This window comes from Tuberibacillus sp. Marseille-P3662 (genome assembly GCF_900178005.1).
GTDB lineage: Bacteria > Bacillota > Bacilli > Bacillales > Sporolactobacillaceae > Marseille-P3662.
Map to the genome: position 1 here is coordinate 375,884 of NZ_FXBS01000006.1, position 24,733 is coordinate 400,616.

Here is a 24,733-nt window from a genome sequence, read left to right on the forward strand (position 1 = left end):
GCGGGGATATAATTGGAGGCGACAAATATGGAAAAACAAAAAGTACTCATTAATGGGGAACGACTCAAGAATACCGTTGAAGAGTTCGCCGATTTTGGCAGTACCAAAAACAATGGAGTCACACGTTTAGCGCTATCGGATATGGATATTAAAGTAAGAAGGCACTTTCAATCCGAGTGTGAAAAGCTTGGGATGACAGTCGTGTCTGATGATATGGCCAACATGTATGCCACATTACCAGGAATCGACAATGATAAATCACCAGTCGTTGTGGGCTCGCATCTAGATTCGGTGAAAAAGGGTGGCCGATTTGACGGTGTGCTTGGTGTACTGACAGGACTGGAAATCGTCCGCACGGTCATCGATAATGGTATCAAGCCACAAGTGCCTATTGTGGTTACCAATATTACAAATGAAGAGGGTGCACGATTTGAACCCGCAATGATGTCTTCCGGTGTGATTTCAGGAAAGTTTGATAAATCAACCATGTTACAGTCAATGGATGAAGATGGCGTAACATTTGAGGAAGCGCTTAAAAACAGCGGATTTTCAGGGAAGGAAGACAATCGCTTAAAAGATGCAGCTGCTTTTTTAGAGTTACACATTGAACAGGGGCCAGTGTTAGAAAGTGAATCACTGAATATTGGTGTCGTGGAAGGGGTTGTTGGTATGGTCAATTATGAGATCGAGGTTACTGGAGACTCCGACCATGCCGGTACAACACCGATGCCAATGCGCAAAGATGCCTTGTTCGCTACCAATAATCTGATTACTGAAATACGTGAGAAAATGAATAAACTGGATGATAAATTGGTCTATACGATCGGCCGTATGAATGTAACTCCAAACATTCATACTGTTATCCCAAATAAGGTTGTGTTTACTTTGGAGGCAAGACACCAAGATGCCAAGATCATCAGACAAGTGGAGGAAATTATTCAAGGGCTTCCGGAATCCTCCGGCAAAGAAAAGTGTGACGTAAAAACAGCCAAACAATGGGACCGTAATACAGTATGGTTTGATGAAAAACTCGTCAACTCACTGGAGCAATCAGCGACAAATATCGGGTGTTCGTATAAGCAGATGGTGAGTGGTGCCGGTCATGATGCACAGTTTATTGCAACCTATATTCCAACTGCCATGATCTTTGTACCGAGTATAAACGGCAAAAGTCATTCGGAAGATGAACTGACACATTGGGAGGATTGTGAAAACGGGGTTAATGTGATGTTACAAACTGTTTTAGATCTAGTAAAAAATTAAGTTTAACTATGTCCGATAGCGAATGGTTGAGAGAAATCCAGGTTATAGATTTCTTTCAACCATTTTTAATAGAAACCGCATCCGAAATAATATGCATTGATATCGAGCTCCATAGCTAGGTGATTACTGGGTTCCATAAACCCTTCCACAATGTTACATCAATCCGTGTATCATGTTAAAAAATATGAAGTTTCATTTTACGATTTTTGTAACATAAAAGAAACCATGATAGGTTGTTGATTGAATGAATATGTTGAGGTTGAAAAATATCCCAAAGACATTGATTTGTTTCAATCCATCATTAAAAAGTATCTAGCTGAATAGAAATCTATATACCTCCGGGAAGACTGGAGGTATATTTTTTCTAATTTTCAAACCTGCATGAAGCCGTTGTGAATCCTAATTTCCCGGTGAGTATTTTATTGTTATCTCAGTGTAGAGCGTGAACCTATTAATGACATTTGTGAGTTCATTATTTAAATTTTCAAGGATGATAGACAAAGTGTAAAAACTAGCGCCTTCACAAATAACAAAAAGTTACATGATGGCAAATTAAATTTTAAATAAAATGTTAATAAAACACAATATTCATTTAATTATTGAATAAGGGTAGGTGTTAATATGTCTATTAATCGAGAGAGACTACAGTCTCATTTAGAGCAACTTTCACAGATTGGAAAAATCGGAGAAACAGGTGTCCGACGTCTTGCTCATTCCGAAGAAGATCGTGAAGCAGTGGAGGTGGTTCGTGGATGGATGGCAGAAGCTGGTTTGAAAGCACGAATAGACAATTTTGGGAATTTGATTGGAAAATTGGAAGGTAAGAATCCGGACGCTCCTGTTTTAATGATAGGTTCACATATTGATTCCCAACCCTATGGTGGACGTTTCGACGGAACAGCCGGAGCATTGGGAGCTTTGGAGGTTGCTCAAACGATGATGGAACAAGGGATTCAATCTAAAATTCCGGTCGAGGTCATTTGTTTTGCTGATGAGGAAGGAAGCCGCTTTGGAAAGGGAACTTTCGGTTCTAGAGGAATTACGGACCAATTAGAGACGGGAGAAATTGAACGTAAGGATAAAAATGGTGTTAGTCGAAGACAAGCATTGGAGAGTTTTGGTTGTAATCCGGATGATATGGAACGCTCTGAATATAGCGAGGGGGATATTCAAGCATTTATCGAATTACATATTGAACAGGGGCCTGTTTTAGAGAAAAAAGAGATACCGGTCGGAATCGTATCGGGCATTTCCGGTCCTTTGTGGATGACGGTGTCCTTTGAAGGATTTGCTGGCCATGCAGGTTCAGTTCCAATGAATCTACGGCAGGATGCATTGGTGGGTTCTTCTGAGGTGATTTCACAGTTTGATAATATTGTCAAACAAGATCCGAATGCAAGTACGGTCGGTACAGTCGGTAGTCTGCATGTATTTCCGGATTCACGCAATATTATTCCGGAGAAGGTAGAATTTACAATTGATTTACGAGATATCGATATCAATCGTAGAAATCAATACGAAAATGAACTTATGAAGGTTGTTAAGACAACCGCAGAAAAATACCAACTGACTTACTCCATCCGGGAAGATATGAGGAATGATCCAAGTTACTGTAATCATTCTATAAAAGAAATGATGAGGATCGAAAGCGAGGAGATGGGACTTGATGCTCCAGAGCTGATGAGCGGCCCGTTCCATGATGCTCTGTCCCTTTCACAGGTTTGCGACTATGGTATGATTTTTGTCCGGTGTAAAGACGGTATAAGTCATAACCCTGCTGAATATGCAAGTTACCAAGACATTGCTGAAGGTGTAGAACTGATGTACAGAACCGCAGTGCGTATTGTTCAAGATGAGATCCGTCATTAAGAAAGGAGATGAGCTAAATGGAAGCCGATTTAATTTTTCAAAACGGGGAAGTCATTACCGTAGATGATCGGTTCACCGTATGTGAGGCTTTGGCTGTTGGCAAAAACAAAATTTTGGGTCACGGTCGTAATGGAGAAATGGATACCTTTAGGGGGCCGCATACTAAAATCATCGATCTAAAAGGCCGGAGCTTGCTTCCAGGTTTTAACGATGCACACGCTCATCTAGAATTATATGGAACGAATAAGCTTGGAGTCAATTGTAAAGATGTTAACAGTATTGAAGAGATGGTAGAAAAGTTGAAACAAGTGGCTGAAAAAACATCCGAAGGAAAATGGATTCGTGGATGGGGCTATAACCAAAATGATCTTGATGAAAAAAGGCACCCCACCCGCTGGGATCTTGATCGAGTATCCACCGATCACCCCATTATTATAGTTAGAACTTGTGGACATATCTCCACTGTAAATAGTAAAGCACTAGATCTTGCAGGTATTGAAACAGAAACTGCTGATCCGTCGGGTGGTAAAATTGTAAGAGAAAACGATACCCCTAATGGTGTCTTGTTAGAAGCGGCTCATATGAACATGTTTATTCAGGCACAGTATCCTGAACAAGAAATCATGGAAGGCTTGCGTCTTGCCTCAGAAGATTTTATTAAAAAAGGAATTACGAGTGTCACTGATGCGGGTGGTTATAATAACGATCACTTTAGATATCTGATTAAAGCTGTTCAGGCGGGTAATATTAAAACACGTGTCAACACGTTAATCGGGTCTTTACGTGACTCTCCTACGGTTTTAGATAGGGTATTAGAATCGGGGATGCTCACGGGATTAGGGAATGAGACATTTCGCATTGGACCAGCAAAGGTTTTTATCGATGGCAGCAGCAGTGGACCGACGGCTAAAACAAGAGAACCTTATACAAGCAACCCTGATGATACGGGGATCTTGTATTTATCACAGGAAGAATTAAATGAGATTTTGGGGAAAGCCCATTCAATGGGTTGGCAGCTCACAGCGCACGCGATGGGTGACAAGGGCGTTGAGATGATGATTAACTGTATTGAGAGTGCTTTACAACAACATTCAAAAGAGGATCATCGCCATCGCATTGAACATTCAGGCATAACCCCTCCGGATCTCATTAATAGAAAAAAAGATTTAAACATTGTGCCCGTGCCGAATCCAGCCTTTATCCAGGAATTCGGAGACGGCTATCTTGAGGATTATGGAGATCGTGTCAATTGGATGTTCCCTGTACGCTCGTTTTTAGACGCAGGAATGACACCGGCTATGGGCTCGGATAGTCCAATTACAACCTGTGATCCCTTGGTTGGCATTCAAGCAGCTGTGACAAGGTTAAGTAAAACGGGACGCGAGATCGGAACTAAACAAAAAATTTCCATACATGAAGCAATCCGACTTTATACGATTAACGGTGCCTATGCTAGTTTCGAGGAAAAAATAAAAGGAAGCCTTGAAAAAGGAAAGGCGGCGGATTTGGTTGTTTTGGATGGACCAATTTTAGATACCTCGAAGGACCAAATTCAGGATATGGCGGTTGACATGACAGTTATTAACGGTGAAATCGTCTACCAAAAAGAATTGGAGGTGGAAAAATGAGCAGAAAGAGATTTCAAGTTTTGTTCACTGTTGTAAGCCTTCTTACTTTTTTACCGCTAATTTTTCCTATATTCGAAATCGTTAATACCTCTACACCTATTATTTTGGGGTTACCATTTAATTTCTTCTGGGTTGTTATTTGGATTATCACGGCCTTTATTCTTATTGTTTTGCTTTACTTGATTGATCCAGACAACAAAAAGAAGGAGGAAGACTAAACGATGCAGGATTGGCAATTTGCTTTAATTATGATGATAGGATACTTGGCCATTGCTCTCGTGATAGGGGTTTTGGCCGGTCGTGGCAAGAGTAGCTCACTCAATGAATATGTCGTTGCAGGAAGAACATTAGGGTTTGTTGTGACATCTTTTTTAATGGGCGGTGCTGTTTTTAGTGCATTTTCCTTTCTAGGAGCACCAGGTTGGGCTTTTTCGCGAGGCGCACCGGCATTTTATATTATTGTTTATACTGCGTTTGGTATTTTACCTTGGTATATCATTGGCCCTAAAATTGGGAAAATTGGACGCAAATTTGACTTATATACGGTTTCCGGATTCTTTCAGAAAAGATATCAAAATAAGGCACTACCCATTTTGATTGGCATTCTCTCTCTTTTAGCTTTTATTCAATATTTAGCCACACAGATGAAAGGTATGGCTTACATTTTTAATATCATGACGGATGGTCAAGTTCCGTTTTGGCTTGGAGCCCTTATTGCTTACGGTATTGTCGTTGTTTATGTAGCGACTGGTGGACTCCGGGCGGCGGCTTGGTCCGATGTTTTTCAAGGATTATTGATGATTATTATATCCTGGGTTGTCGGTATTGCGGTTGTGGTACAGCTCCATGGGGATGGCGGTTCAATGTTTTCGGCAATCAACGAAGCAAAACCAGGATTCTTGGAAATTGGACATGAAGGATCGACAATGTCTCCGGTTAGCTATACAACAACAATTTTGGTCTCTCTTCTTGGATTGTTAATGTGGCCACATCTATTTTCAAAATCTTATTCTTCCAAACCCAAAACGATTAAGAAAACAGTGTTGGTGTACCCCATTTTCGCTTTATTTCTTATCCCGTTACTTTTAGCTGGGTTTGCGGCTGTGGGGTCTGTTGACGTAGGAACTGTTAAACCCGATGAAATTTTGCCTTATTTAATTACATCAGTTTTAAATATGCCAGGCTGGCTCTACGGGTTGATTGGCGCGGGAGCCCTTGCCGCTGCAATGTCTTCGGCTGATGCTATTACGCACAGTGCATCTCTTGAATTAACAAATGGTGTCATTCACAATATCTGGACATCTTTATCCGAAAGAATATCCCTTTTGATTATGAGAGCTGCTGTTGTTGTAATTGGCGGATTGGCTTATTTCATTACCATATTTGGAGGTGATGGTTTAATAGCCCTTTTGTTGGGTGCTTATGGATCCATTGTTCAATTTGCTCCAGGTGTTTACAGTGCATTGTATTGGAGAAGAGCTACTGCACCTGCAGTTATAACCGGCTTGCTGGTTGGAACCATTGTAAACTATTATTACCAGCTTGCTGCATCCTCGACTCCTTTTGATATACATCCCGGTATTTTGGGGCTAATTGCTAATATTGTTGTTTTAATCGTTATTAGTTATTTAACAAAACCAATGGCGAAAGAAACCGTGAACAATTATGTAGGGGCAAGGTGAAATTTTTAGCAATTAGAATATCCTTTTTGTTTAATTTTTATCTGAAATATTTAACTTTCCGTCTAACGTAAAATACACGATTTTTTAATATACTGACACTAAAGAGGGATCATTCAAGTCAAAGAAGGTTATGAATGATCCCGAGAATTGAAAAACAAAATGTAATCGCATTCATTTTAAAAGGGGGAGATTTAGTGTTCAATTTACCCGCTGAAACATTCTGGTTAATTTTCCCATGGCCATTTATCTGGTTAGGACTAGGTATTTTTATGTACTTCAGGAAGAAGCGAGATGACAAATTAGAAGAAGAATACGACTCAAAGACAGATGGGAAGGAGATGAAGTGAAGTGGGAACTGATGCGATTGTTTTCATAATTTATTTGCTTGCTTTACTGTCAGTAGGCGTGTTCTTTTCCAGAAAAGCATCTAAATCAGTTGATAGTTATTTATTAGGAGATAGAAATATAGGACCTGCAGTTACGGCACTAACAATGCAAAGTACGTCAATGAGTGGCTATATGTTTTTAGGTGGTCCGGCATTAGCGTTTCAACAAGGTTGGTATGCAATCTGGTATGCGATTGGAGATGCTGGTGGCGGCATTGTTAACTTATCTGTATTAGGAAAAAGAATGAGACGTATGTCCGAAATTTTAGGAGCCCTATCCCCCATAGAATATTTAGAAAAACGATTTGAAAGTCCCATGGTAAGAATCATAGGATCTATTATTACTATTATTTTTTTATTTGCTTATGTTTTTGCACAGTTTATTGCATCGGGCAAAGCTCTAGAATCTTTGACAGGACTACCGTATGAATGGGCACTGATTATTGGAGTTAGTGCTATCATAGCCTATACAGTGGTTGGTGGATATTTAGCTGTGGTCTGGACGGACTTTTTCCAAGGCATTGTCATGGTTCTAGGAGTACTGGGGATTTTAGTCATGGGGCTAATACATGTTGGAGGACTCTCTGGTCTAAACCATTCTCTTGGTCACATTGACCCTTCATACTTGAGTATATGGGGCAAGGATCTTAAATTCTATGGACAGTGGGGCGTTATCTTAGGGGCAGTCTTAATTTACTCAATTGGTTATATGGGTCTTCCCCATGTTGTTGTCAGACATATGTCTATGAAAAGCACAAAAACAGTAAAAACAGCTACCTTATGGACGGCGATATACAACCAGCTTTTTTCATATGCACCTTATTTACTCGGTTTCATTGGGATTATTATGCTTCCAAATTTATCGGATCCTGAAATGGTTATTCCAACCCTTGCTTATACATTCTTTCCGGGAATATTTGCAGCAATACTATTATCAGCTATCATGGCCGCTATTATGTCAACCTCCGATTCTATTCTGATGCAGGCTGGAACGATTTTATCCCGGGATGTTTATCAACGGTTTATTGATAAAAAAGCTAATCAAAATAAAATGGTTCTCGTATCACGGCTATGTATCCTAGCAGCAGGTATAATAGGCGTTGTTGTTGCCATCAATCAGCCACCGTCAGTTTTTACTCTTGTTATTTTTGCGTTCGGCACCCTTGGAAATAGTTTTCTTGTTCCTTATGTGTGTTCTGTTTATTGGAAAAATGCCAATAAAATCGGCGTGTTATGTGCAATGATTAGCGGAGGCATTACCAATATTCTATGGACATCATTAGATTGGCAAAGTGCTACAGCACTTCACCCCTTTCTTGCTGGGTTAATTGTTTCGATTTTAGGGATGATCATTGGTAATCAGTTTGGATGCACACCCTCCAAACCTATAAAAGAAGCGTTTGAAGAAGCGAAAGGTCCACGTAAACTCCCTAAAAACATTGAAAAGAACATTGCTCGAGATATCGGGCCTGAAGCCAGAAATATTTCAGACTTTATTGAACATAATGTTCCAATCAAAGGGTGACGATTATGAATGAGACAATCAAAACTCAGAATGTAGGCTTTAATAGTCATGAAATAAAAGGGAGTTTGGAAAAAATGGATGCAGGTATGAAAGTTGCGGTCGATCAACTTGTTTTTTATCCTTACTTCTTTTTTGAATATTCACTGGAAAGAAAAAGTTTTTTGCACCCAAATGGTGGGACAGTCGGCTGTACAATTGATGCTTTGAACGGAGCCGGGTCTTTAATTGATATGTCCCCCGTCTTAAACGAACAATCAGTATCGGATGACAATATTATTCAACGGAAGCTAGACTCAGCTAAAGCAAAAGAAATCGCAGAAACATTTTTGTACGATTCCATTTCATATAAAATGAAGATTCTTTCTATGCCAAACCTTAAGCTGTCAAAACAAGAAATATTTTTTAGACCTTACTGGATTGTGGAAGGCGTTGTTCAATCTGCAAATCGGTTTTGTTTGACGGTTGACTCCATAACTGGAAAATACCATCCATTGTAAAATGTATGGGTGTGTTTAATTGCTACATTAAATCCTTTACTTTGTGTCTAATGAATAATTAGAGATTCAATTCTATAATGATAATAGACTGAAAATGCAATGTTTTCACATTTCAATGAGGAGGAGTTCGTATGACTGTAGCATCAACCGAAATACAAACCCTAAAGAACTTCATAAACGGAAAATGGGTGACATCCAACACATTGGAACATCAGAAGGTTCCTAATCCGGCAACGGGAGAGACGTTGGCAGAGGTGCCGATGTCTACTTCAAACGACGTTGACAACGCTGTCGCTACGGCTAAGGAAGCATTTCGATCATGGCGGAAAACGCCAGTCCAAAAAAGGGCCCGGGTTTTATTTAAGTATCAACAACTTCTTACGGACAATCATGAGGAACTTGCGAAGCTGGTTACACAAGAAAACGGCAAAAGCTACAAAGAGGCATATGGAGAAGTGTTACGCGGCATTGAATGTGTCGAGTTTGCAGCCGGTGCCCCGAGTTTGATGATGGGAGATACCCTATCAGGAATTGGGTCAGACATCGATTCAGAGATGTACCGTTATCCGATTGGGGTTGTTGGCGGCATTACACCGTTCAACTTCCCGATGATGGTGCCGACCTGGATGTTTCCGCTTGCGATTGCATGTGGAAATACATTCGTCCTCAAACCATCGGAGCGAACACCGATTCTCGCTAATCGGTTGGGTGAATTGTTAAAAGAAGCGGGGCTGCCAGATGGTGTGTTCAATATTGTTCATGGGGCCCACGATGTCGTCAATGGTTTATTGTCCCATGATGATGTCAAGGCCATCTCGTTTGTTGGTTCACAGTCTGTGGCTGAATATGTATACAAAACGGCTGCCTCTTACGGTAAACGCGTGCAAGCACTGGCGGGTGCTAAAAATCATACAATCGTGATGCCGGATGCGGACATGGATACAGCGGTACCGCAAATTATTAATGCTGCTTACGGTTCAGCAGGCGAGCGATGCATGGCTTGTTCGGTTGTTGTAGCAGTTGGAGGTACCGGTGATCAATTGGTTGAAAAATTAACAGCAGCTGCGGATGAAGCTCAAATTGGAAATGGCATGGATGAAGGGGCATTCCTTGGCCCTGTGATTCGGGAGTCACAAAAGGAACGGACGTTAAGCTATATTGAAACAGGTATTAACGAAGGGGCAACGTTGACACGAGATGGGAGAAAAGACAAGGAAAATGATAATGAAGGCTATTTTATCGGCCCAACGATCTTTGATCATGTCAAAACCGATATGAAGATTTGGCAAGATGAAATTTTTGCACCCGTTTTATCTGTTATTCGTGTGAATACATTAGAGGACGCCATTGAAATCACTAATCAATCGGAATTCGCAAATGGTGCTTGCCTTTTCACTCAAGACGGCAGCAATGTTCGCACCTTTAGAGAAGATATTGACGCTGGTATGTTAGGGATCAATTTAGGGGTTCCGGCACCGATGGCTTTCTTCCCGTTTTCCGGTAATAAAAACTCTTTTTATGGCGATCTCCATGTTAACGGCAAGGATGGAGTAGAATTCTATACACGTAAAAAAATGGTGACTGCACGCTTTTAATGAAGGGAGCGACAAAGATGTCTGCAACAACAAATCATGATCTGTTAAAAAAAGATCAAAACTACGTTTGGCACGCGATGAAACGCTATAATCCGGAGGCCCCACCGCTCATTGCTTCTGAAGCCAGCGGAGCTTGGGTGACAGATGTTAACGGTCATCAATATTTGGACGGCATGTCCGGCCTTTGGTGTGTGAACGTCGGCTATGGGCGTGAGGAACTCGCTCAGGCTGCTTATGAACAATTGAAAACAATGCCCTACTATCCATTATCAAACAGTCATGTTCCAGCGATTGAACTGGGGGAAAAACTGAATGAGTGGCTTGACGATGACTATATCATTTTCTTCTCTAACAGTGGATCGGAAGCGAATGAAACTGCATTTAAAATTGCCAGGCAGTATCACCAGCAAAACGGGGATCCGGGGCGTCATAAGTTTATTTCCCGCTATCGGGCTTATCATGGGAACACACTGGCAACACTGGGGGCAACGGGTCAGGCACAACGAAAATACCGTTATGAACCGCTGGCTCAAGGGTTTATCCATGTGTCCCCGCCCGATCCTTATCGTAGCCCTCATTCGGGATCAGAAGAAGAGATCGGACTTGCGTACGCCGAGGAAATTGATCGCGTGATCACTTGGGAGCTCGATGAAACAATCGCCGGGGTGATTATGGAGCCGATCATTACCGGTGGAGGTGTGTTGATTCCGCCTGACAACTACATGCAAGAAGTTCAGAAAGTCTGCGACCGTCATGGTGTGTTGTTAATTGTTGATGAAGTGATCAACGGCTTTGGTCGCGCAGGAAAAAAATTCGGTTTTATGAATTATGGTGTGAAACCCGATATTGTGACCATGGCGAAAGGTATTACAAGCGCCTATCTCCCTTTATCTGCAACAGCGGTAAAAAGAGAGCTGTTTGAAGCATTTAAAGGGACGGAGGAATATGACCATTTCCGCCACGTTAATACGTTCGGCGGAAGCCCAGCCTCGTGCGCCGTTGCTCTCAAAAACTTGGAAATTATTGAACAAGAACATCTTGTTGAACGTTCTGAACAACTCGGAAGCAAGCTTGCAAAGGAAATGGATGAAATGAAAGGACATCCCCATGTTGGTGACATCCGATCAAAAGGACTCCTTTTGGGGATCGAACTTGTCGAGGATAAGACGACAAAAGAGCCGGCCCGAGCCGAAAAATTAAACAAGGTGATCGGTGCCTGTAAAGAAAAAGGATTGCTTATCGGGAAAAATGGCGACACCGTGGCGGGCTTTAATAATATTATAACGTTGGCACCGCCGCTTAGTATGACGGATGATGATTTCGCTTTTCTCGTAAAAACGTTAAAAGAAGCGATTCTAAAAATATAGTTGAGGCGTCAGTTGCACCCGCCGGGATTCCTTTATGCGGGTGCATTCTTTTTAGTAGCAGACTATGGGGAGGAAAAGACATGAAAATTGGTTTACCCAAGGAAATCAAAAACAACGAAAACCGGGTAGCAATGGCTCCTTCTGGTATCCATCACCTCACTAAATCCGGGCATGAGGTTTATGTGGAAAAAAATGCAGGAGTCGGCTCGGGTTTTACAGATGAACAATATAAGGAAGTGGGCGCAAAAATTGTTGAATCGACAAATGAAGCCTGGTCTGTAGATATGGTCACGAAAGTGAAGGAACCACTTGCCGAAGAGTATCCCTATTTTAGTGAAGGGTTGATTTTGTTTACATATTTGCATCTGGCAGCGGAACCGGAATTAACAAAGGCGTTGATTGAAAATAAAGTGACGGCAATCGCATATGAAACCATTCAATTGAAGAACGGTTCCCTCCCGCTGTTAACCCCAATGAGTGAAGTCGCTGGGCGGATGGCGTCGCAAATTGGTGCGCAGTTTCTTGAAAAGACAAAGGGCGGCAAGGGAATTCTCCTTAGTGGGATCCCAGGCGTCAAACGCGGCAAAGTAACCGTGGTTGGAGGGGGAATGGTTGGCACGAATGCAGCACAAATTGCAATGGGGCTTGGGGCGAACGTTACCATTCTTGACCTCAATCCTGAACGGTTACGTGAACTGGATGGTATTTTTGGTAATAGAATCAATACGATGATGTCTAATCCCTTAAATGTTGCTAATTCCGTTAAGGAATCTGATCTTGTCATCGGCGCGGTATTAATTCCAGGGGCAAAAGCACCAAAACTCGTTACTGATGAAATGGTGCAAGGTATGAAAAAGGGATCTGTCATCGTTGATGTTGCGATTGACCAAGGCGGTATTTTCGAAACAACGGATCGGATCTCAACACACGATGATCCAACGTATGAAAAATATGGGGTTGTTCATTATGCAGTGGCCAATATGCCTGGTGCCGTACCGCGGACTTCCACGATTGGTCTAACGAACGTCACTGTTCCATATGTGCTTAAAATCGCAGACGACGGGTATGTCGAGGCGACCAAGAAAGATGGAGCGTTACTCCAAGGTATTAACACACTTGATGGTTTTGTAACCAATGAAGCTGTAGCAAAAGCTCACGGACTTGAGTCTAAGTTAGCGGAAACGCTTCTGTGACGGAATAGCCTTTCCCGGTGGATATACCAGGAAGGGCTTTTTGCCATGATACAGTGTATGTTCCCCAGGAGGCCTAACGTTTTCAAAGCAAAGATGAAAGAATTGTCGAACAAATTGTGTTATAATCCAATTAATCGACATTCCGGGAGGTTAGGCTGATGGCCGAAGACAAGAAACGTAATGATCTCGTTCGTGAACAGCCGATGACTTATGATGACTATGTAAATATGCCTGATGATGGGTATCGTTATGAACTAGATGACGGTATGTTACAGCTAATGAGTCCGTCTCCTTCATCCTATCACCAACTCATTAGTTTTGAGATCCAAAAAAGGTTTATACAAAGCTGCGAAAAAGATTATGTTATTTTCAATGCACCGATTGATGTGGTGTTAGCGGAGAAGGAAGTTAAACAGCCGGACTTAGTATTGGTTCACCGCGATCGCTTGCACATTATTACCAAGCACGGAGGCATTGAAGGTATCCCTGATTTGGTTGTGGAAATTCTTTCTCCTTCTTCAGCGAAAAGGGATAAAAAGATCAAGCTCGATACGTACGCGCGTTATGAAGTACCGGAATATTGGATTGTTGACCCTGAGAATCAGGTCCTCGAACAGTACGTGTTGGACGTCGAGCAGTATGCCTTGCCTGAAGTATACGGCGGAAGTGATTTCATCCAATCAAAACATATCCAATGTATTTCATTTTCCATGAACGATATCATCGGAAATATCCCTAACCTTTCTGAAAGCTAAAAATCCCGCACCATTCGGTATGATACGGGATTTGGGTCAGCCACTTGTTACACACCTTCAGCCAAGTGATCAATCATCTTATTTTTGTCTTCATCACTGGCCTTTTCCCAAATAATCTCAAACATGACACCGAGGCCCGGCAACATTTTTTCCTGACCGTCCTCAATAGCATCAACCACGGTACTACGGAGCTTTTCATTGTCATTATCGGACAAGTTATGCTTAATCGCTTGCCGAATATTAATATCCATGCTTTAATACGCCTCCTTTACTTTTTCTTTTAGTATTGATTAAAATATGATAAATATGTAATAAGATATGGAATGACTCAAAAAGGAGTTACTGTAGTGAAAACAATTGAATCTAGACAAAATTTGAATGTTAAGCAATGGATGAAGTTAAAGCAAAAAAAACATCGAGAGAAACTGGGTGCCTTTATCGTCGAAGGCACGCATCTTGTTGAAGAAGCCCTTAAAGCTGGACAAGTCAAACAACTGCTTATGGTTTCGGATTATGAAATGCCGCGGCAATGGCAAGCTTGGTTGGAGGATGACGTGGAAACGTTTGTCCTCAGTGATGACATTTTTGACACGTTGGCAAATACGGAGACGCCACAGGGTATTATGGCGGTATGTCCGATGTATCAGGACAAGCTTAATATGATGAGTAACGGTCGTTATCTCCTTCTTGATGCTGTTCGTGATCCTGGCAATATGGGAACGTTGATCAGGACGGCGGATGCTTGCGGTTTCAATGCGGTCATTGTGGGTGCTGATTGCGTTGATTTTTATAACAGTAAAGTTTTGCGTTCGGCTCAAGGATCCCATTTCCACATTCGTCTGATTGAGTCCGATATAAGTGATACGATGACAACATTGCAGGACAAGAAGGTCCCGGTGATGGGAACCATGATGACAGGTGTTGATGTCTTTCAACTAGAATCTGACCATCGCGGCGGTTTTGCTCTGCTATTAGGTAATGAAGGTGCCGGTGTATCGGAGGCATATTTGCAACAAACAGACGTGAATGTGCAAATTCCTATTTTTGGACGGGCTGAATCCTTGAATGTGTCGGTTGCCGGCGGTATTTTGATGTATACATTACGTGATAGACTTGCGTAACGCTGTGAAATTCTTTATACTTTTATGAGAGTTTTTAAGCGAATATCGATGCTATGAAAGAGAGTAGTACTTTTGCTATCACCATTAAGGGAGATTGCGTCATGGACTGCAAGCGCAATTATGGACTGATCTTTAGGAATTCGCTCTGGAGCAGTCATCTGAACACTTTTTTAGGTTAAAGATGCACCGGTAAAGACCGTTATTCTTTGTAAGAGAGTCAATGATACAGTGTATCAATTTGGCTAAATAGGGTGGTACCGCGGAGTACGCCGTCCCTTTTTATGGGATGGGGTGCTTTTTTTTATATTCGAAAAGGCGTATAGAAGGAGGAGTTAGGCATATGAAGGATAAATTACAGGCTTTAAAAAGTGAAGCCCTTCAAGCGATTCAACAAGCAGAGCAGTTATCGCAACTTCAAGATATTAAAGTGACATACTTAGGAAAAAAAGGGCCGATTACCGAAATATTGCGTGGCATGGGCAAATTGTCGAAAGAAGAGCGGCCGGTGATTGGCCAAATGGCTAATGACGTTCGAGAGGCCATCCAAGCGGCTCTCGATGAAAAACATGCCACATTGGAGCAAGCACGGATAGAAGAACAGCTAGCTGAACAAGCCATAGATGTGACCTTGCCCGGACGACCTGTTAATCAAGGGAGTCAACATCCACTATTTACTGTCATCGAAGAGGTTGAAGATTTGTTTATCGGTTTAGGCTTTTCCGTCGCGGAAGGTCCAGAGGTGGAAACCGACTATTACAATTTTGAGGCCTTGAATTTACCTAAAAATCATCCCGCTCGCGATATGCAGGACTCTTTTTATCTTACCGAGGAGATTTTACTAAGAACACATACTTCACCTGTCCAAGCGCGAACGATGGAAGCATATAACGGTCAAGGGCCCGTCAAAGTGATTTGTCCTGGTAAGGTATACCGGCGTGATACGGATGATGCAACCCATTCGCATCAATTTACACAAATTGAAGGTCTTTATGTTGATAAAAATGTTCGTTTAAGTGACTTAAAGGGCGTTTTAACGGTGTTTGTGAAGCAGTTGTTTGGTGAAGACCGTGATGTCCGTCTGCGCCAACATTACTTCCCGTTCACGGAACCCTCCGTGGAAATGGATATTTCCTGTTTCAAATGTGGTGGTTCAGGATGTCCAGTATGTAAGCATAGCGGCTGGATCGAAATTTTAGGTGCTGGCATGGTGCATCCTAACGTTTTACGGATGTCGGGATTTGACCCTGAAGTCTATACAGGCTTTGCGTTTGGCATGGGTCCTGAACGGATCGCCATGTTGAAATATGGTGTTGACGATATTCGTCATTATTACACCAATGACCAACGATTCTTAAAGCAATTCAAGCGTGTGTGAGGAGAGGTGAACCGGAATGTTAGTTTCATATAATTGGTTAAGCGAATACGTCGATATTAGTGATATTTCGCCGCAAACATTAGCAGAAAAAATAACGAAGGCCGGTATTGAAGTTGAACACGTTCACTTCATGAATAAGGGAGTTCAAGGTGTGGTTGTCGGCTATATCCAAGAATGCCGCCCGCATCCCGACGCTAACAAGTTAAATCTTTGTGATGTCGACGTCGGCGGTGATGTGGTGCAAATTGTCTGCGGTGCACCTAATGTTGCAGCTGGACAAAAAGTTGCGGTCGCGAAGCCTGGAGCGGTTTTGCCTGGAGACATGAAAATAAAAAAAACAAAACTGCGCGGTGAGACATCAAACGGGATGATTTGTTCACTGCAGGAACTTGGCATCAATGAAGCATTGGTTCCAAAGGCATTTACTGATGGTATTTATGTGTTGGAAGGTGAGGCTAAAGTAGGTGATGATATCACATCTTATTTAAATTTGGACGATGTGGTGCTTGAGTTGGATATTCTGCCGAATAGCGCACACGCCTTCAATATGATTGGGACAGCTTACGAAGTTGCGGCGATTCTTGACCGCGATGTTCGTTTACCACAGCCTAAGGTGCAGGTATCATCGTCTCAAACTGCTGATAAGGTTAAAGTAACAGTGCATGCAGACCAGCATGTTCCTTACTATGGGGCACGTGTGGTTGAACAAGTACAGATCAAGCCGTCTCCCCAGTGGTTGCAAAACAAACTTATCGCTTCGGGAATTCGTCCGCATAACAATATTGTCGATATCACCAATTACGTTCTTTTGGAATATGGACAACCGTTACATGCATTTGACTATGATCGTTTGGGTTCGCAGGAAATCGTCGTCCGGCATGCGATTGAAAACGAAACGATGACGACCTTGGATGAGCAGGAACGTTTATTACAGACCAATGATCTAGTGGTTACCAACGGTGAGAGTCCCGTAGCAATCGCGGGTGTTATGGGTGGTGCCGGTTCAGAGGTCACTGATATGACAAGGAATATCTTACTTGAATCGGCTGTATTTGACGGTGCTAGTGTTCGACGGACGGCCACGAGATTACAACTGCGTACCGATGCAAGCCAACATTATGAGAAGGGTCTTGATCGTAATCGGGTTGTTCCAGCTGCTGAAAGGGCCGTTCAGTTAATGCATGAGCTTGCCAATGCTGAGGTTCTGGACGGTATTGTTGCATCTGGTGAAGCTGAGGTTGAGCCTGGTATCATTAATATGCCGTGGCAGAAGGTGAATGACGTTTTGGGACTAGATTTATCCGTTGATAATATTCAATCGGTTCTTGAACGGCTTCGATTTGGCATTGAGATTAAGGGTGAATCTATGCGTGTCGAGGTTCCGGTTCGCCGCCCCGATGTCTCGATACCCGAAGATATTGTTGAAGAAGTTGGACGCATCTTTGGTTATGATGACGTACCAGCGACATTACCTGAAGGAGCTTCGACACAGGGACAATTAACCTTTTATCAGAAAGGTCGTCGCAACATTCGCCGGTTTATGGAAAGTGCTGGATTGAATCAGGCGATCACTTATTCATTGACAACAGCTGAGAAAGCGGACCAATTTGTGTTCTTTGATGATGAATCGTCCTATCCTCTTCATTTGTCGATGCCGATGAGTGCTGATCGTGGTGTGTTACGGAAAAGTTTGATTCCCAATCTATTGGAAGTCGTCCAATATCATAGCAATCGCCAAATGGACGATGTAACATTATATGAAATAGGAGCCGTATTCTTAAGCCCGGAACAGAGTTTAGAGCATCTCCCGAATGAAAAAGAAAAGCTAGCAGGGGTTTTGACCGGTAAGGACAGTCAAACAAGTTGGCAAGAGAAAGGTCAGCCGGTTGATTTCTTTACAGGGAAAGGTATTCTCGAGGGATTGTTTGATATTCTAGGTGTCCGTGATCGAGTAACATTTGTCCAATCAACGCATAAGGGTATGCATCCTGGACGAACCGCTGATATTTTATTTGCAGGCACTCCAATCGGTGTCATCGGGCAAATTCACCCAACGGTGGAAAAGGAATTAGATATTCACGAAACTTACGTATTTGAATTGGATATTGAAAAAGTGCTTCATCAGGAAGCACCGGCCCTAACTTACGAAACCTTGCCGCGCTTTCCGGCCATTAACCGTGATATCGCGTTGGTTGTTGATGAGGATGTTTCAGCTGGTCGGCTTGAACAAGTAATTTGGGAACATGGTAGCTCTTTACTTAAGGACGTGCGTCTGTTTGACGTTTATCAAGGTGAACACATTGAAGCAAGTAAAAAATCGTTGGCGTTTTCGTTAAAGTATTATGATCCGGAACGAACACTGACGGACGACGAAGTCAGCCAAGTACACGATCGCATCCTTGAACAATTGAATGAAACAACAGGTGCTGTCCTGCGTGGATAGTCATTTAAAGGATGACTCTGAAATTAGAGTCATCCTTTCTTGCTTTATGCACGTATTTTGTCTCAATAAAAGCGAGGTTGTCCCACTTATGTCCCATACCGCAATAAAACTGTCCCGTAAATTATTTAAACAGTCCCAAACCAAGGAATCAATGCATACTCAAGTTGACTAAACTTTTTGTCTTGCTTTGGTGGTATTCTGAAAGTGAGTCTTAGCGATTTTATTTAGAAAGGCGTCGCCTTTTTGCCGGATGATCGTAGCAGCAACATCATCCACTCCTGATCCTGCTCCTTTGGGCAAGTCCAATCCCGTTTGTTCGGATAATTGATCCATTCTCTTTAAAAAAGCATACCGGGCGATGATGGAGGCGCAAGCCACTGACATGTGAACGGATTCACCTTGAGTTTTAAAGTAGATCTGATTTTTAATGATGTGTGGTTGGTCTTGTATTGCTTTAAAGTAATGTTCGGGCTTGGTAAATTGGTCAACGAGATAACCGTCAATCTTCGCTTGATCTACTTTTTCTGTGACATTTAGTAGCGCTTGATTATGTAAAATGCTTTTCATTTGACCTTGGGTCTGACCAGCTGAACGTAATTGATTATACTTTTCGTTATTTAAAATGAGCAAACTATGAGGAATGGTTTCGGCTAATGTCTTCCCAATCAATAACATTTGCTCGTCAGTGAGTTTTTTTGAGTCTTTAACACCCATTTTCTGTAGCCATTCAATGTCGGCCGGCTGAACAAAAGCAGCAACGACCGTCATTGGACCGAAATAATCTCCTGTACCAACTTCGTCTGAACCAATCACGGCCATTGACGCGATGTTGTCGGGCGGTTGGTAATTATGATGATTGACGGATGTTTTTTGAGCGGATGGCTTTGATACGTTGAGCGCCTCAGACCCCTGCCATTGACTGGCTTCTTCATCAGCGAGCTTTCCTTGGAATAACACTTTGCCAGACTTATAGGCGGTGACAGTGCATCCTTGGACTTTGGCGACAAAGAGGGTGTGGGGATTGTTGTTATGGACAGCTGACCTTTGATAGAAGTATTGGATCTTTTTGAGTTGGTTGTGCCCACATTTGATCACTTGTTGTCCCATGATTAGACCTCCTGTGAATCTACATATTTCTTAGGATTTCGATTTTCAAGTCAAAACCTTTTTGTTATGATTAATAGTGGTTTTTTATCACTCTATAACCTATTTTCATTATTACAAAACCAAGAGAAGAGGACAACGGTATGTTGGATTTATTGATTCTGATTATTTTATTTGCCGGATTTTTCATTGGCATCAGACGCGGACTGGTTTTGCAGCTTGTACATTTGACCGGATTCATAGCATCATATATCTTAGCCTACCTCTATTCTGATGATATTGCACCGAAATTAAAACTGTGGATCCCATATCCTTCTGGTGCCGATAACAATGAATTTTTCTCATTACTGGGCCATATTGAATTGGAACAGGCCTATTATCAAGCTATTGCTTTTGTCGGTATTTTCTTAGCTGTTAAAATCGTCATGAACATTATTGGTTCAATGTTAGATTTTCTAGCTGATCTGCCTTTGATCCGAACGGTCAACCGCTGGGCGGGTGGGATTCTCGGCTTTGTGGAAATCTATTTGGTATTATTTATCTTGTTATACATAGGTGCCCTTATGCCTTACTTTGGTATTAAAGATATGGTCGATCACTCATACCTAGCTCATGTTATTATAGAAAATACGCCGGTTTTCTCTGAGAAAGTTAAAGACCTTTGGATGAATATGAGTTGAATTACTGGCATAACGGCATTCGCCTAAGGTAAGGTGGATGCCACCTTACTATGGATGGAATACGTAATTCTAGGAGTGCCTGTTTTATGTTAAATAAAAAACAAGTCATTAAAGCTTTAGAAGATATTGCTGTTTATTTAGAGTTAAAAGGCGAGAATCCGTTTAAAATTTCCGCTTATCGGAAGGCGGCGGGTGCCCTTGAAACGGATGATCGAAGTATGGGTAACATTGATGATCCGGGTTCACTTAAAGGCATCGGCAAAGGGACGGCCCAGGTTATTAATGAATTAGTGGCAACGGGTGAGTCGCAGGTTTTGAATGATCTGCGTGAAGAAATCCCAGCAGAATTACCGAAGTTACTTCGTCTGCCGGGACTTGGTGGTAAAAAGATTGCCAAACTCTATCAATTATTGGGTGTCATTGACCTCAATAGCCTGAAACAGGCCTGTCTGGATGGACGAGTGAGCCAATTGGAAGGATTCGGGAAAAAATCGGAGGAAAAACTTCTACAAGCCATTGATGAATATAATGTACGCCCCGAACGGCTGCCAATTGCTTATATGATGCCGATGGCGGAAAAGATTGAATCCGTATTGGCCCGTATTGACGCTGTTGATCGGTATGCAAAAGCGGGTAGTATCCGACGATTTAAAGAGATGATGAAGGATCTCGATTTTGTCGTCGCCACTGATGATCCACAAGCGGTCGCTGATGGCATTAAGGCATTGATTGACATCCATGATATCAGCGGTGAAGGCGAGACTAAGATGACGATCATTTTAAATGATGATTATCAAGTTTCTGTGGATTTTCGTTTTGTAGCTCCGCAAGCTTTTGCCACCGCTTGGCATCATTTTACTGGATCAAAAGATCATAACGTGAACATGCGCCAGCTGGCCAAAGCAAAGAATGAATCCATTAGTGAATACGGTGTTTTACAGCATGATACAGGTGAATTATTGTCATTCGTGACTGAACAGGCGTTTTTTAACCATTTTGATTTAGACGAGATTCCACCTGAAGTCCGTGAAGGTCGCCATGAAATTGAAGTGGCTGGCCAAGAAGCAATCAAACTTGTTCAATCAATGGATATAAAAAGTGACTGCCATATGCATACGACATGGAGCGATGGTGCATTCACTGTTGAAGAAATGGCGGAGGCTGCCCGGAATAAAGGATATGAATACATCATGATCACGGACCATTCTAAATCATTGCGTGTGGCCAACGGTTTGACGGAAACCCGTCTTCGCCAGCAAAGAGAAGAAATCGAACGACTTAACGCGACCTATAATGATTTTCACATCTATGCGGGTGTAGAAATGGATATTCTGCCTGATGGTTCATTGGATTACAGTGACGACATGCTGCAGGAGCTTGATTTTGTCATTGCAGCGATTCATACCTCTTTCGCACAAGATCGAACAACCATTATGAAACGTCTGGATAATGCTTTACAAAATCCGTATGTGAAATTGATTGCTCATCCAACCGGACGCATTATTGGGGGCCGTAAGGGTTATGATGTGGATATTGAACATTTAATTGACGGGGCTTGGGAAACAGGGACGGCTTTAGAACTGAATGCTAATCTTAATCGACTAGATCTAGCGCCTGAATGGTTAGCCAAAGCCCGAGACCGCGGCGTTACCTTAGCAGTCAATACGGACGCCCACGCGATTGACATGCTTGATGACATGCGATATGGCGTATCCGCAGCGAGACGCGCTTGGTTAGAGCCGACACATCTACTCAACTGTAAAACACGTCAGGAAATGGACGCATTTCTAAAGCAATCGTAATAAGAAGAAATCATAAAACCTCACCAAAACTTGAGGAGGCTCGCATATGCAAGACCGCGTTTTAAAACTGTTAGAATACGAAAAAGTCATTGAGCAGTTAAAACAACATGCCTCATCTTCGTTGGGAGAAACAGCGGCTGATCACCTACGACCAGAAACCGAGAAAGAAACGATTTCTCAAATGATTGAGGAGACTGATGAAGGTGTCAACATTCTCCGTCTTAAAGGTCATTTTCCCTTCGGGGGTATCACTGATATTCGCCCACAGCTCAAAAGGACAGACATTGGCGGTGTGTTAAATGCTGGTGAATTGATGGCGATTGCCGACACAATTCGAGGTAGCCGGATCGTCAAGCATTTTATAACTGAATTGATCGAAGAAGACGTTCAAGTACCACGGCTGTATGGAAGGGTTCAATTCATTGAACCCTTAACGACACTAGAGCACGCTATCCGTGATTGTGTCGATGAACAGGGCGGCATATTGGATACAGCCAGTGACCAATTGCGATCGATTCGTACTCAAATCAAAACATTTGATAGTCGCATCAAAGATAAGTTATCAGCGATGACACGCTCTAATGAAACAAGAAAAATGTTGTCAGAAGCGATTGTAACCATTCGTAATGATCGCTATGTTATCCCCGTGAAAGCCGAATCGAAAGCGGCATTTGGAGGCATTGTTCATGACCAATCTGCTTCAGGAGCTACTTTTTTTGTTGAACCGAGGTCGATCGTTGATATAAATAACCAATTAAATGAAGCCAAAGGTAAAGAGCGGCATGAAGTTGAACGGATTTTGAGACAGCTTTCCGAACAAGTGTCATCTTATGTGTCTGAACTTCAAGACCATGTTGATGCTTTGGCACAGGTTGATTTTATTATGACCAGGGCGAAATATGCTCAATCGCTCCGCGCAACAAAGCCAGTCGTGAGTGCAAATGGGCGATTGAATTATAAAAAAGCCAGGCACCCTTTGCTTTCTGAGCAAGAAGCTGTCCCAATTAATATTATATTAAATCGGGACGAACAAGCGATGATTGTTACGGGACCAAATACCGGTGGTAAAACGGTGACTTTAAAAACGACCGGTTTGTTAACACTTATGGCGCAGTCAGGTTTGCATCTGCCGGTTGAAGATGGTTCGGAGTTCGTCATTTATAAGCATGTGTTTGCGGACATTGGTGATGAACAGTCCATTGAACAAAACTTGAGTACGTTCTCATCACATATGACAAATATTGTTGAAATCATTGACCAGGTGGATCATGAAAGCCTTGTGCTGTTTGATGAGTTGGGAGCGGGAACCGATCCGCAAGAAGGGGCAGCGTTATCGATTGCCATTTTAGATGATGTTCGAGCCCGTGGTGCGACAATTTTAGCTACCACTCATTATAGTGAATTAAAAGCTTATGCTTTTTCACGAGAAGGGGTCATTAATGCCAGTGTTGAATTTGACATTGAAACCTTAAGCCCCACTTATCGTTTATTAATAGGTGTGCCTGGTAGAAGTAATGCTTTTGAAATTTCACAGAGGTTAGGACTGTCAGAAAAAATCATTCATCATGCCAAGGAGCAGATCGGTGCTGATACATCAAAAGTTGATCAAATGATCGCATCTCTCGAAACGAATCGCAAAGAAGCTGAAGAAGCTCGTGAAGAAGCGGAAACGGTTCGCGCTGAATTGCGTGAGCAGCAGGCGCAGTTAAATCAGGAACAACAAGAGCTTGAAGCCAAAAAAGAACAGATTATCAAACGGACTGAACAAAAAGCAAAAGATCGGTTGGAGAAAGTAAGAGGCGAAGCTGCAGATATTATAGAGGATCTTAGAAATAAACAAAAGAACGTCAACGCCCAAGTCAAAGATCATGAATTGATTGAGGCCAAGTCCCATTTGGATCATGCGTTAGATACTGTGACAAACCAAACGAAATCCTCGGAGAATCAGGAGGAGAACAATCAAGCCATCAGGCAGACCTTTGAACCCGGTCAAGAGGTGAAAGTTCAATCGTTTGGACAAAAAGGGAGTATTGTTGAGCGGCTAAATGATCAGGAGTATCTCGTCCAAGTCGGTATTATGAAAATGAATATTAAGGCGAGTGATCTCAAGCCGGTTAAAGAAGAAAAACAAACCAAACCGGTCGTGAATGTTAAAGGCCCTTCCAAGACAACGAAAACAGAGCTGGACTTACGCGGGGAACGTTATGAAGAGGCTATGAATCGGTTGGATCAATATTTAGATGCTGCCCTACTTGCGGGCTACCCGCAAGTGTCTATTATCCATGGAAAGGGCACAGGCGTTTTAAGAAAAGCCGTACAAAAAAAATTAACGCACCATCCTAGGGTCAAAAATACACGACTTGGAGGCATGGGTGAAGGCGGCAGCGGTGTCACAGTGGTTGAATTTAAGTAAAAGGCAATATTAGCAATAAGAGAGCATCATATTGT

20 protein-coding genes and 1 other annotated feature are annotated in these 24,733 nt (G+C 42.3%); of the genes, 18 read left to right on the forward strand and 2 right to left on the reverse strand.

Going from position 1 to position 24,733, the window contains the following annotated elements; genetic code table 11:
* The first annotated feature begins 27 nt into the window (after positions 1–27).
* From B9Y89_RS10355 to B9Y89_RS10410, 12 genes are all read left to right on the forward strand, one after another.
* Positions 28–1,263, forward strand: coding sequence for a Zn-dependent hydrolase (locus B9Y89_RS10355; RefSeq protein WP_085523163.1), 1,236 nt, complete (start codon positions 28–30; stop codon positions 1,261–1,263).
* A gap of 621 nt (positions 1,264–1,884) precedes the next feature.
* Positions 1,885–3,132, forward strand: coding sequence for a M20 family metallo-hydrolase (locus tag B9Y89_RS10360; protein WP_085523164.1), 1,248 nt, complete (start codon positions 1,885–1,887; stop codon positions 3,130–3,132).
* A 17-nt stretch (positions 3,133–3,149) separates the two neighbouring features.
* Positions 3,150–4,760, forward strand: coding sequence for an amidohydrolase (locus B9Y89_RS10365; RefSeq protein WP_085523165.1), 1,611 nt, complete (start codon positions 3,150–3,152; stop codon positions 4,758–4,760).
* Positions 4,757–4,978 carry a DUF3311 domain-containing protein gene (locus B9Y89_RS10370; protein WP_085523166.1) on the forward strand — a complete coding sequence of 74 codons (222 nt, stop codon included), beginning with the start codon at positions 4,757–4,759 and terminating at the stop codon, positions 4,976–4,978. The genes B9Y89_RS10365 and B9Y89_RS10370 overlap by 4 nt, the downstream gene beginning before the upstream one ends.
* 3 nt (positions 4,979–4,981) lie before the next feature.
* A complete protein-coding gene (locus B9Y89_RS10375) occupies positions 4,982–6,442 on the forward strand; it encodes a sodium:solute symporter family protein (RefSeq protein WP_085523167.1) in 1,461 nt (486 codons plus the stop codon).
* A gap of 194 nt (positions 6,443–6,636) precedes the next feature.
* Positions 6,637–6,789, forward strand: coding sequence for a hypothetical protein (locus B9Y89_RS19040; protein ID WP_176222180.1), 153 nt, complete (start codon positions 6,637–6,639; stop codon positions 6,787–6,789).
* 1 nt (position 6,790) lies between these two features.
* Entirely contained in the window at positions 6,791–8,353 is a 1,563-nt protein-coding gene (locus B9Y89_RS10385; protein WP_085523169.1) for a sodium/proline symporter, read from the forward strand.
* 5 nt (positions 8,354–8,358) lie between these two features.
* The gene (locus B9Y89_RS10390) at positions 8,359–8,850 is read left to right on the forward strand and encodes a hypothetical protein (RefSeq protein ID WP_085523170.1); all 492 of its coding nucleotides are present in this window, start codon (positions 8,359–8,361) and stop codon (positions 8,848–8,850) included.
* 131 nt (positions 8,851–8,981) lie between these two features.
* Positions 8,982–10,445 (forward strand): CoA-acylating methylmalonate-semialdehyde dehydrogenase, encoded by a 1,464-nt coding sequence (locus B9Y89_RS10395; protein ID WP_085523171.1) that lies wholly within the window; start codon positions 8,982–8,984, stop codon positions 10,443–10,445.
* A gap of 17 nt (positions 10,446–10,462) precedes the next feature.
* Positions 10,463–11,812: an aspartate aminotransferase family protein gene (locus B9Y89_RS10400; protein WP_085523172.1), complete on the forward strand. Its 1,350-nt coding sequence runs from the start codon at positions 10,463–10,465 to the stop codon at positions 11,810–11,812.
* A gap of 80 nt (positions 11,813–11,892) precedes the next feature.
* Positions 11,893–13,005 (forward strand): alanine dehydrogenase, encoded by a 1,113-nt coding sequence (gene ald, locus B9Y89_RS10405; RefSeq protein ID WP_085523173.1) that lies wholly within the window; start codon positions 11,893–11,895, stop codon positions 13,003–13,005.
* A 158-nt stretch (positions 13,006–13,163) separates the two neighbouring features.
* Positions 13,164–13,760: a Uma2 family endonuclease gene (locus B9Y89_RS10410; protein WP_085523174.1), complete on the forward strand. Its 597-nt coding sequence runs from the start codon at positions 13,164–13,166 to the stop codon at positions 13,758–13,760.
* 47 nt (positions 13,761–13,807) lie between these two features.
* Here the strand turns inward: B9Y89_RS10410 and sspI are convergent, their stop codons facing one another.
* Positions 13,808–14,011, reverse strand: a complete 204-nt coding sequence (gene sspI, locus B9Y89_RS10415) for a small acid-soluble spore protein SspI (RefSeq protein WP_085523175.1) — start codon at positions 14,009–14,011, stop codon at positions 13,808–13,810.
* A gap of 96 nt (positions 14,012–14,107) precedes the next feature.
* Here sspI and B9Y89_RS10420 point away from each other — a divergent pair, with 96 nt between their 5' ends.
* The 3 genes from B9Y89_RS10420 to pheT all read left to right on the forward strand — a co-directional run bounded on the left by B9Y89_RS10420 (position 14,108) and on the right by pheT (position 18,699).
* Positions 14,108–14,881 carry a TrmH family RNA methyltransferase gene (locus B9Y89_RS10420; protein WP_085523176.1) on the forward strand — a complete coding sequence of 258 codons (774 nt, stop codon included), beginning with the start codon at positions 14,108–14,110 and terminating at the stop codon, positions 14,879–14,881.
* 44 nt (positions 14,882–14,925) lie between these two features.
* Positions 14,926–15,161 (forward strand) — a binding site (T-box leader).
* A 60-nt stretch (positions 15,162–15,221) separates the two neighbouring features.
* The gene (gene pheS, locus B9Y89_RS10425; protein WP_085523177.1) at positions 15,222–16,256 is read left to right on the forward strand and encodes a phenylalanine--tRNA ligase subunit alpha; all 1,035 of its coding nucleotides are present in this window, start codon (positions 15,222–15,224) and stop codon (positions 16,254–16,256) included.
* 16 nt (positions 16,257–16,272) lie between these two features.
* Positions 16,273–18,699 carry a phenylalanine--tRNA ligase subunit beta gene (pheT, locus tag B9Y89_RS10430; RefSeq protein WP_085523178.1) on the forward strand — a complete coding sequence of 809 codons (2,427 nt, stop codon included), beginning with the start codon at positions 16,273–16,275 and terminating at the stop codon, positions 18,697–18,699.
* Between the two features lie 168 nt (positions 18,700–18,867).
* Here the strand turns inward: pheT and rnhC are convergent, their stop codons facing one another.
* On the reverse strand, positions 18,868–19,806 hold the full coding sequence (rnhC, locus tag B9Y89_RS10435) for a ribonuclease HIII (protein WP_085523179.1): 939 nt from the start codon (positions 19,804–19,806) through the stop codon (positions 18,868–18,870).
* Between the two features lie 140 nt (positions 19,807–19,946).
* On the opposite strand from rnhC, the gene B9Y89_RS10440 reads away from it, so the two are divergent.
* The 3 genes from B9Y89_RS10440 to B9Y89_RS10450 all read left to right on the forward strand — a co-directional run bounded on the left by B9Y89_RS10440 (position 19,947) and on the right by B9Y89_RS10450 (position 24,698).
* A complete protein-coding gene (locus tag B9Y89_RS10440) occupies positions 19,947–20,483 on the forward strand; it encodes a CvpA family protein (protein ID WP_085523180.1) in 537 nt (178 codons plus the stop codon).
* Between the two features lie 86 nt (positions 20,484–20,569).
* Positions 20,570–22,285 (forward strand): DNA polymerase/3'-5' exonuclease PolX, encoded by a 1,716-nt coding sequence (gene polX, locus B9Y89_RS10445; RefSeq protein WP_085523181.1) that lies wholly within the window; start codon positions 20,570–20,572, stop codon positions 22,283–22,285.
* A gap of 46 nt (positions 22,286–22,331) precedes the next feature.
* Positions 22,332–24,698, forward strand: a complete 2,367-nt coding sequence (locus tag B9Y89_RS10450; protein ID WP_085523182.1) for an endonuclease MutS2 — start codon at positions 22,332–22,334, stop codon at positions 24,696–24,698.
* Positions 24,699–24,733: the final 35 nt, after the last annotated feature.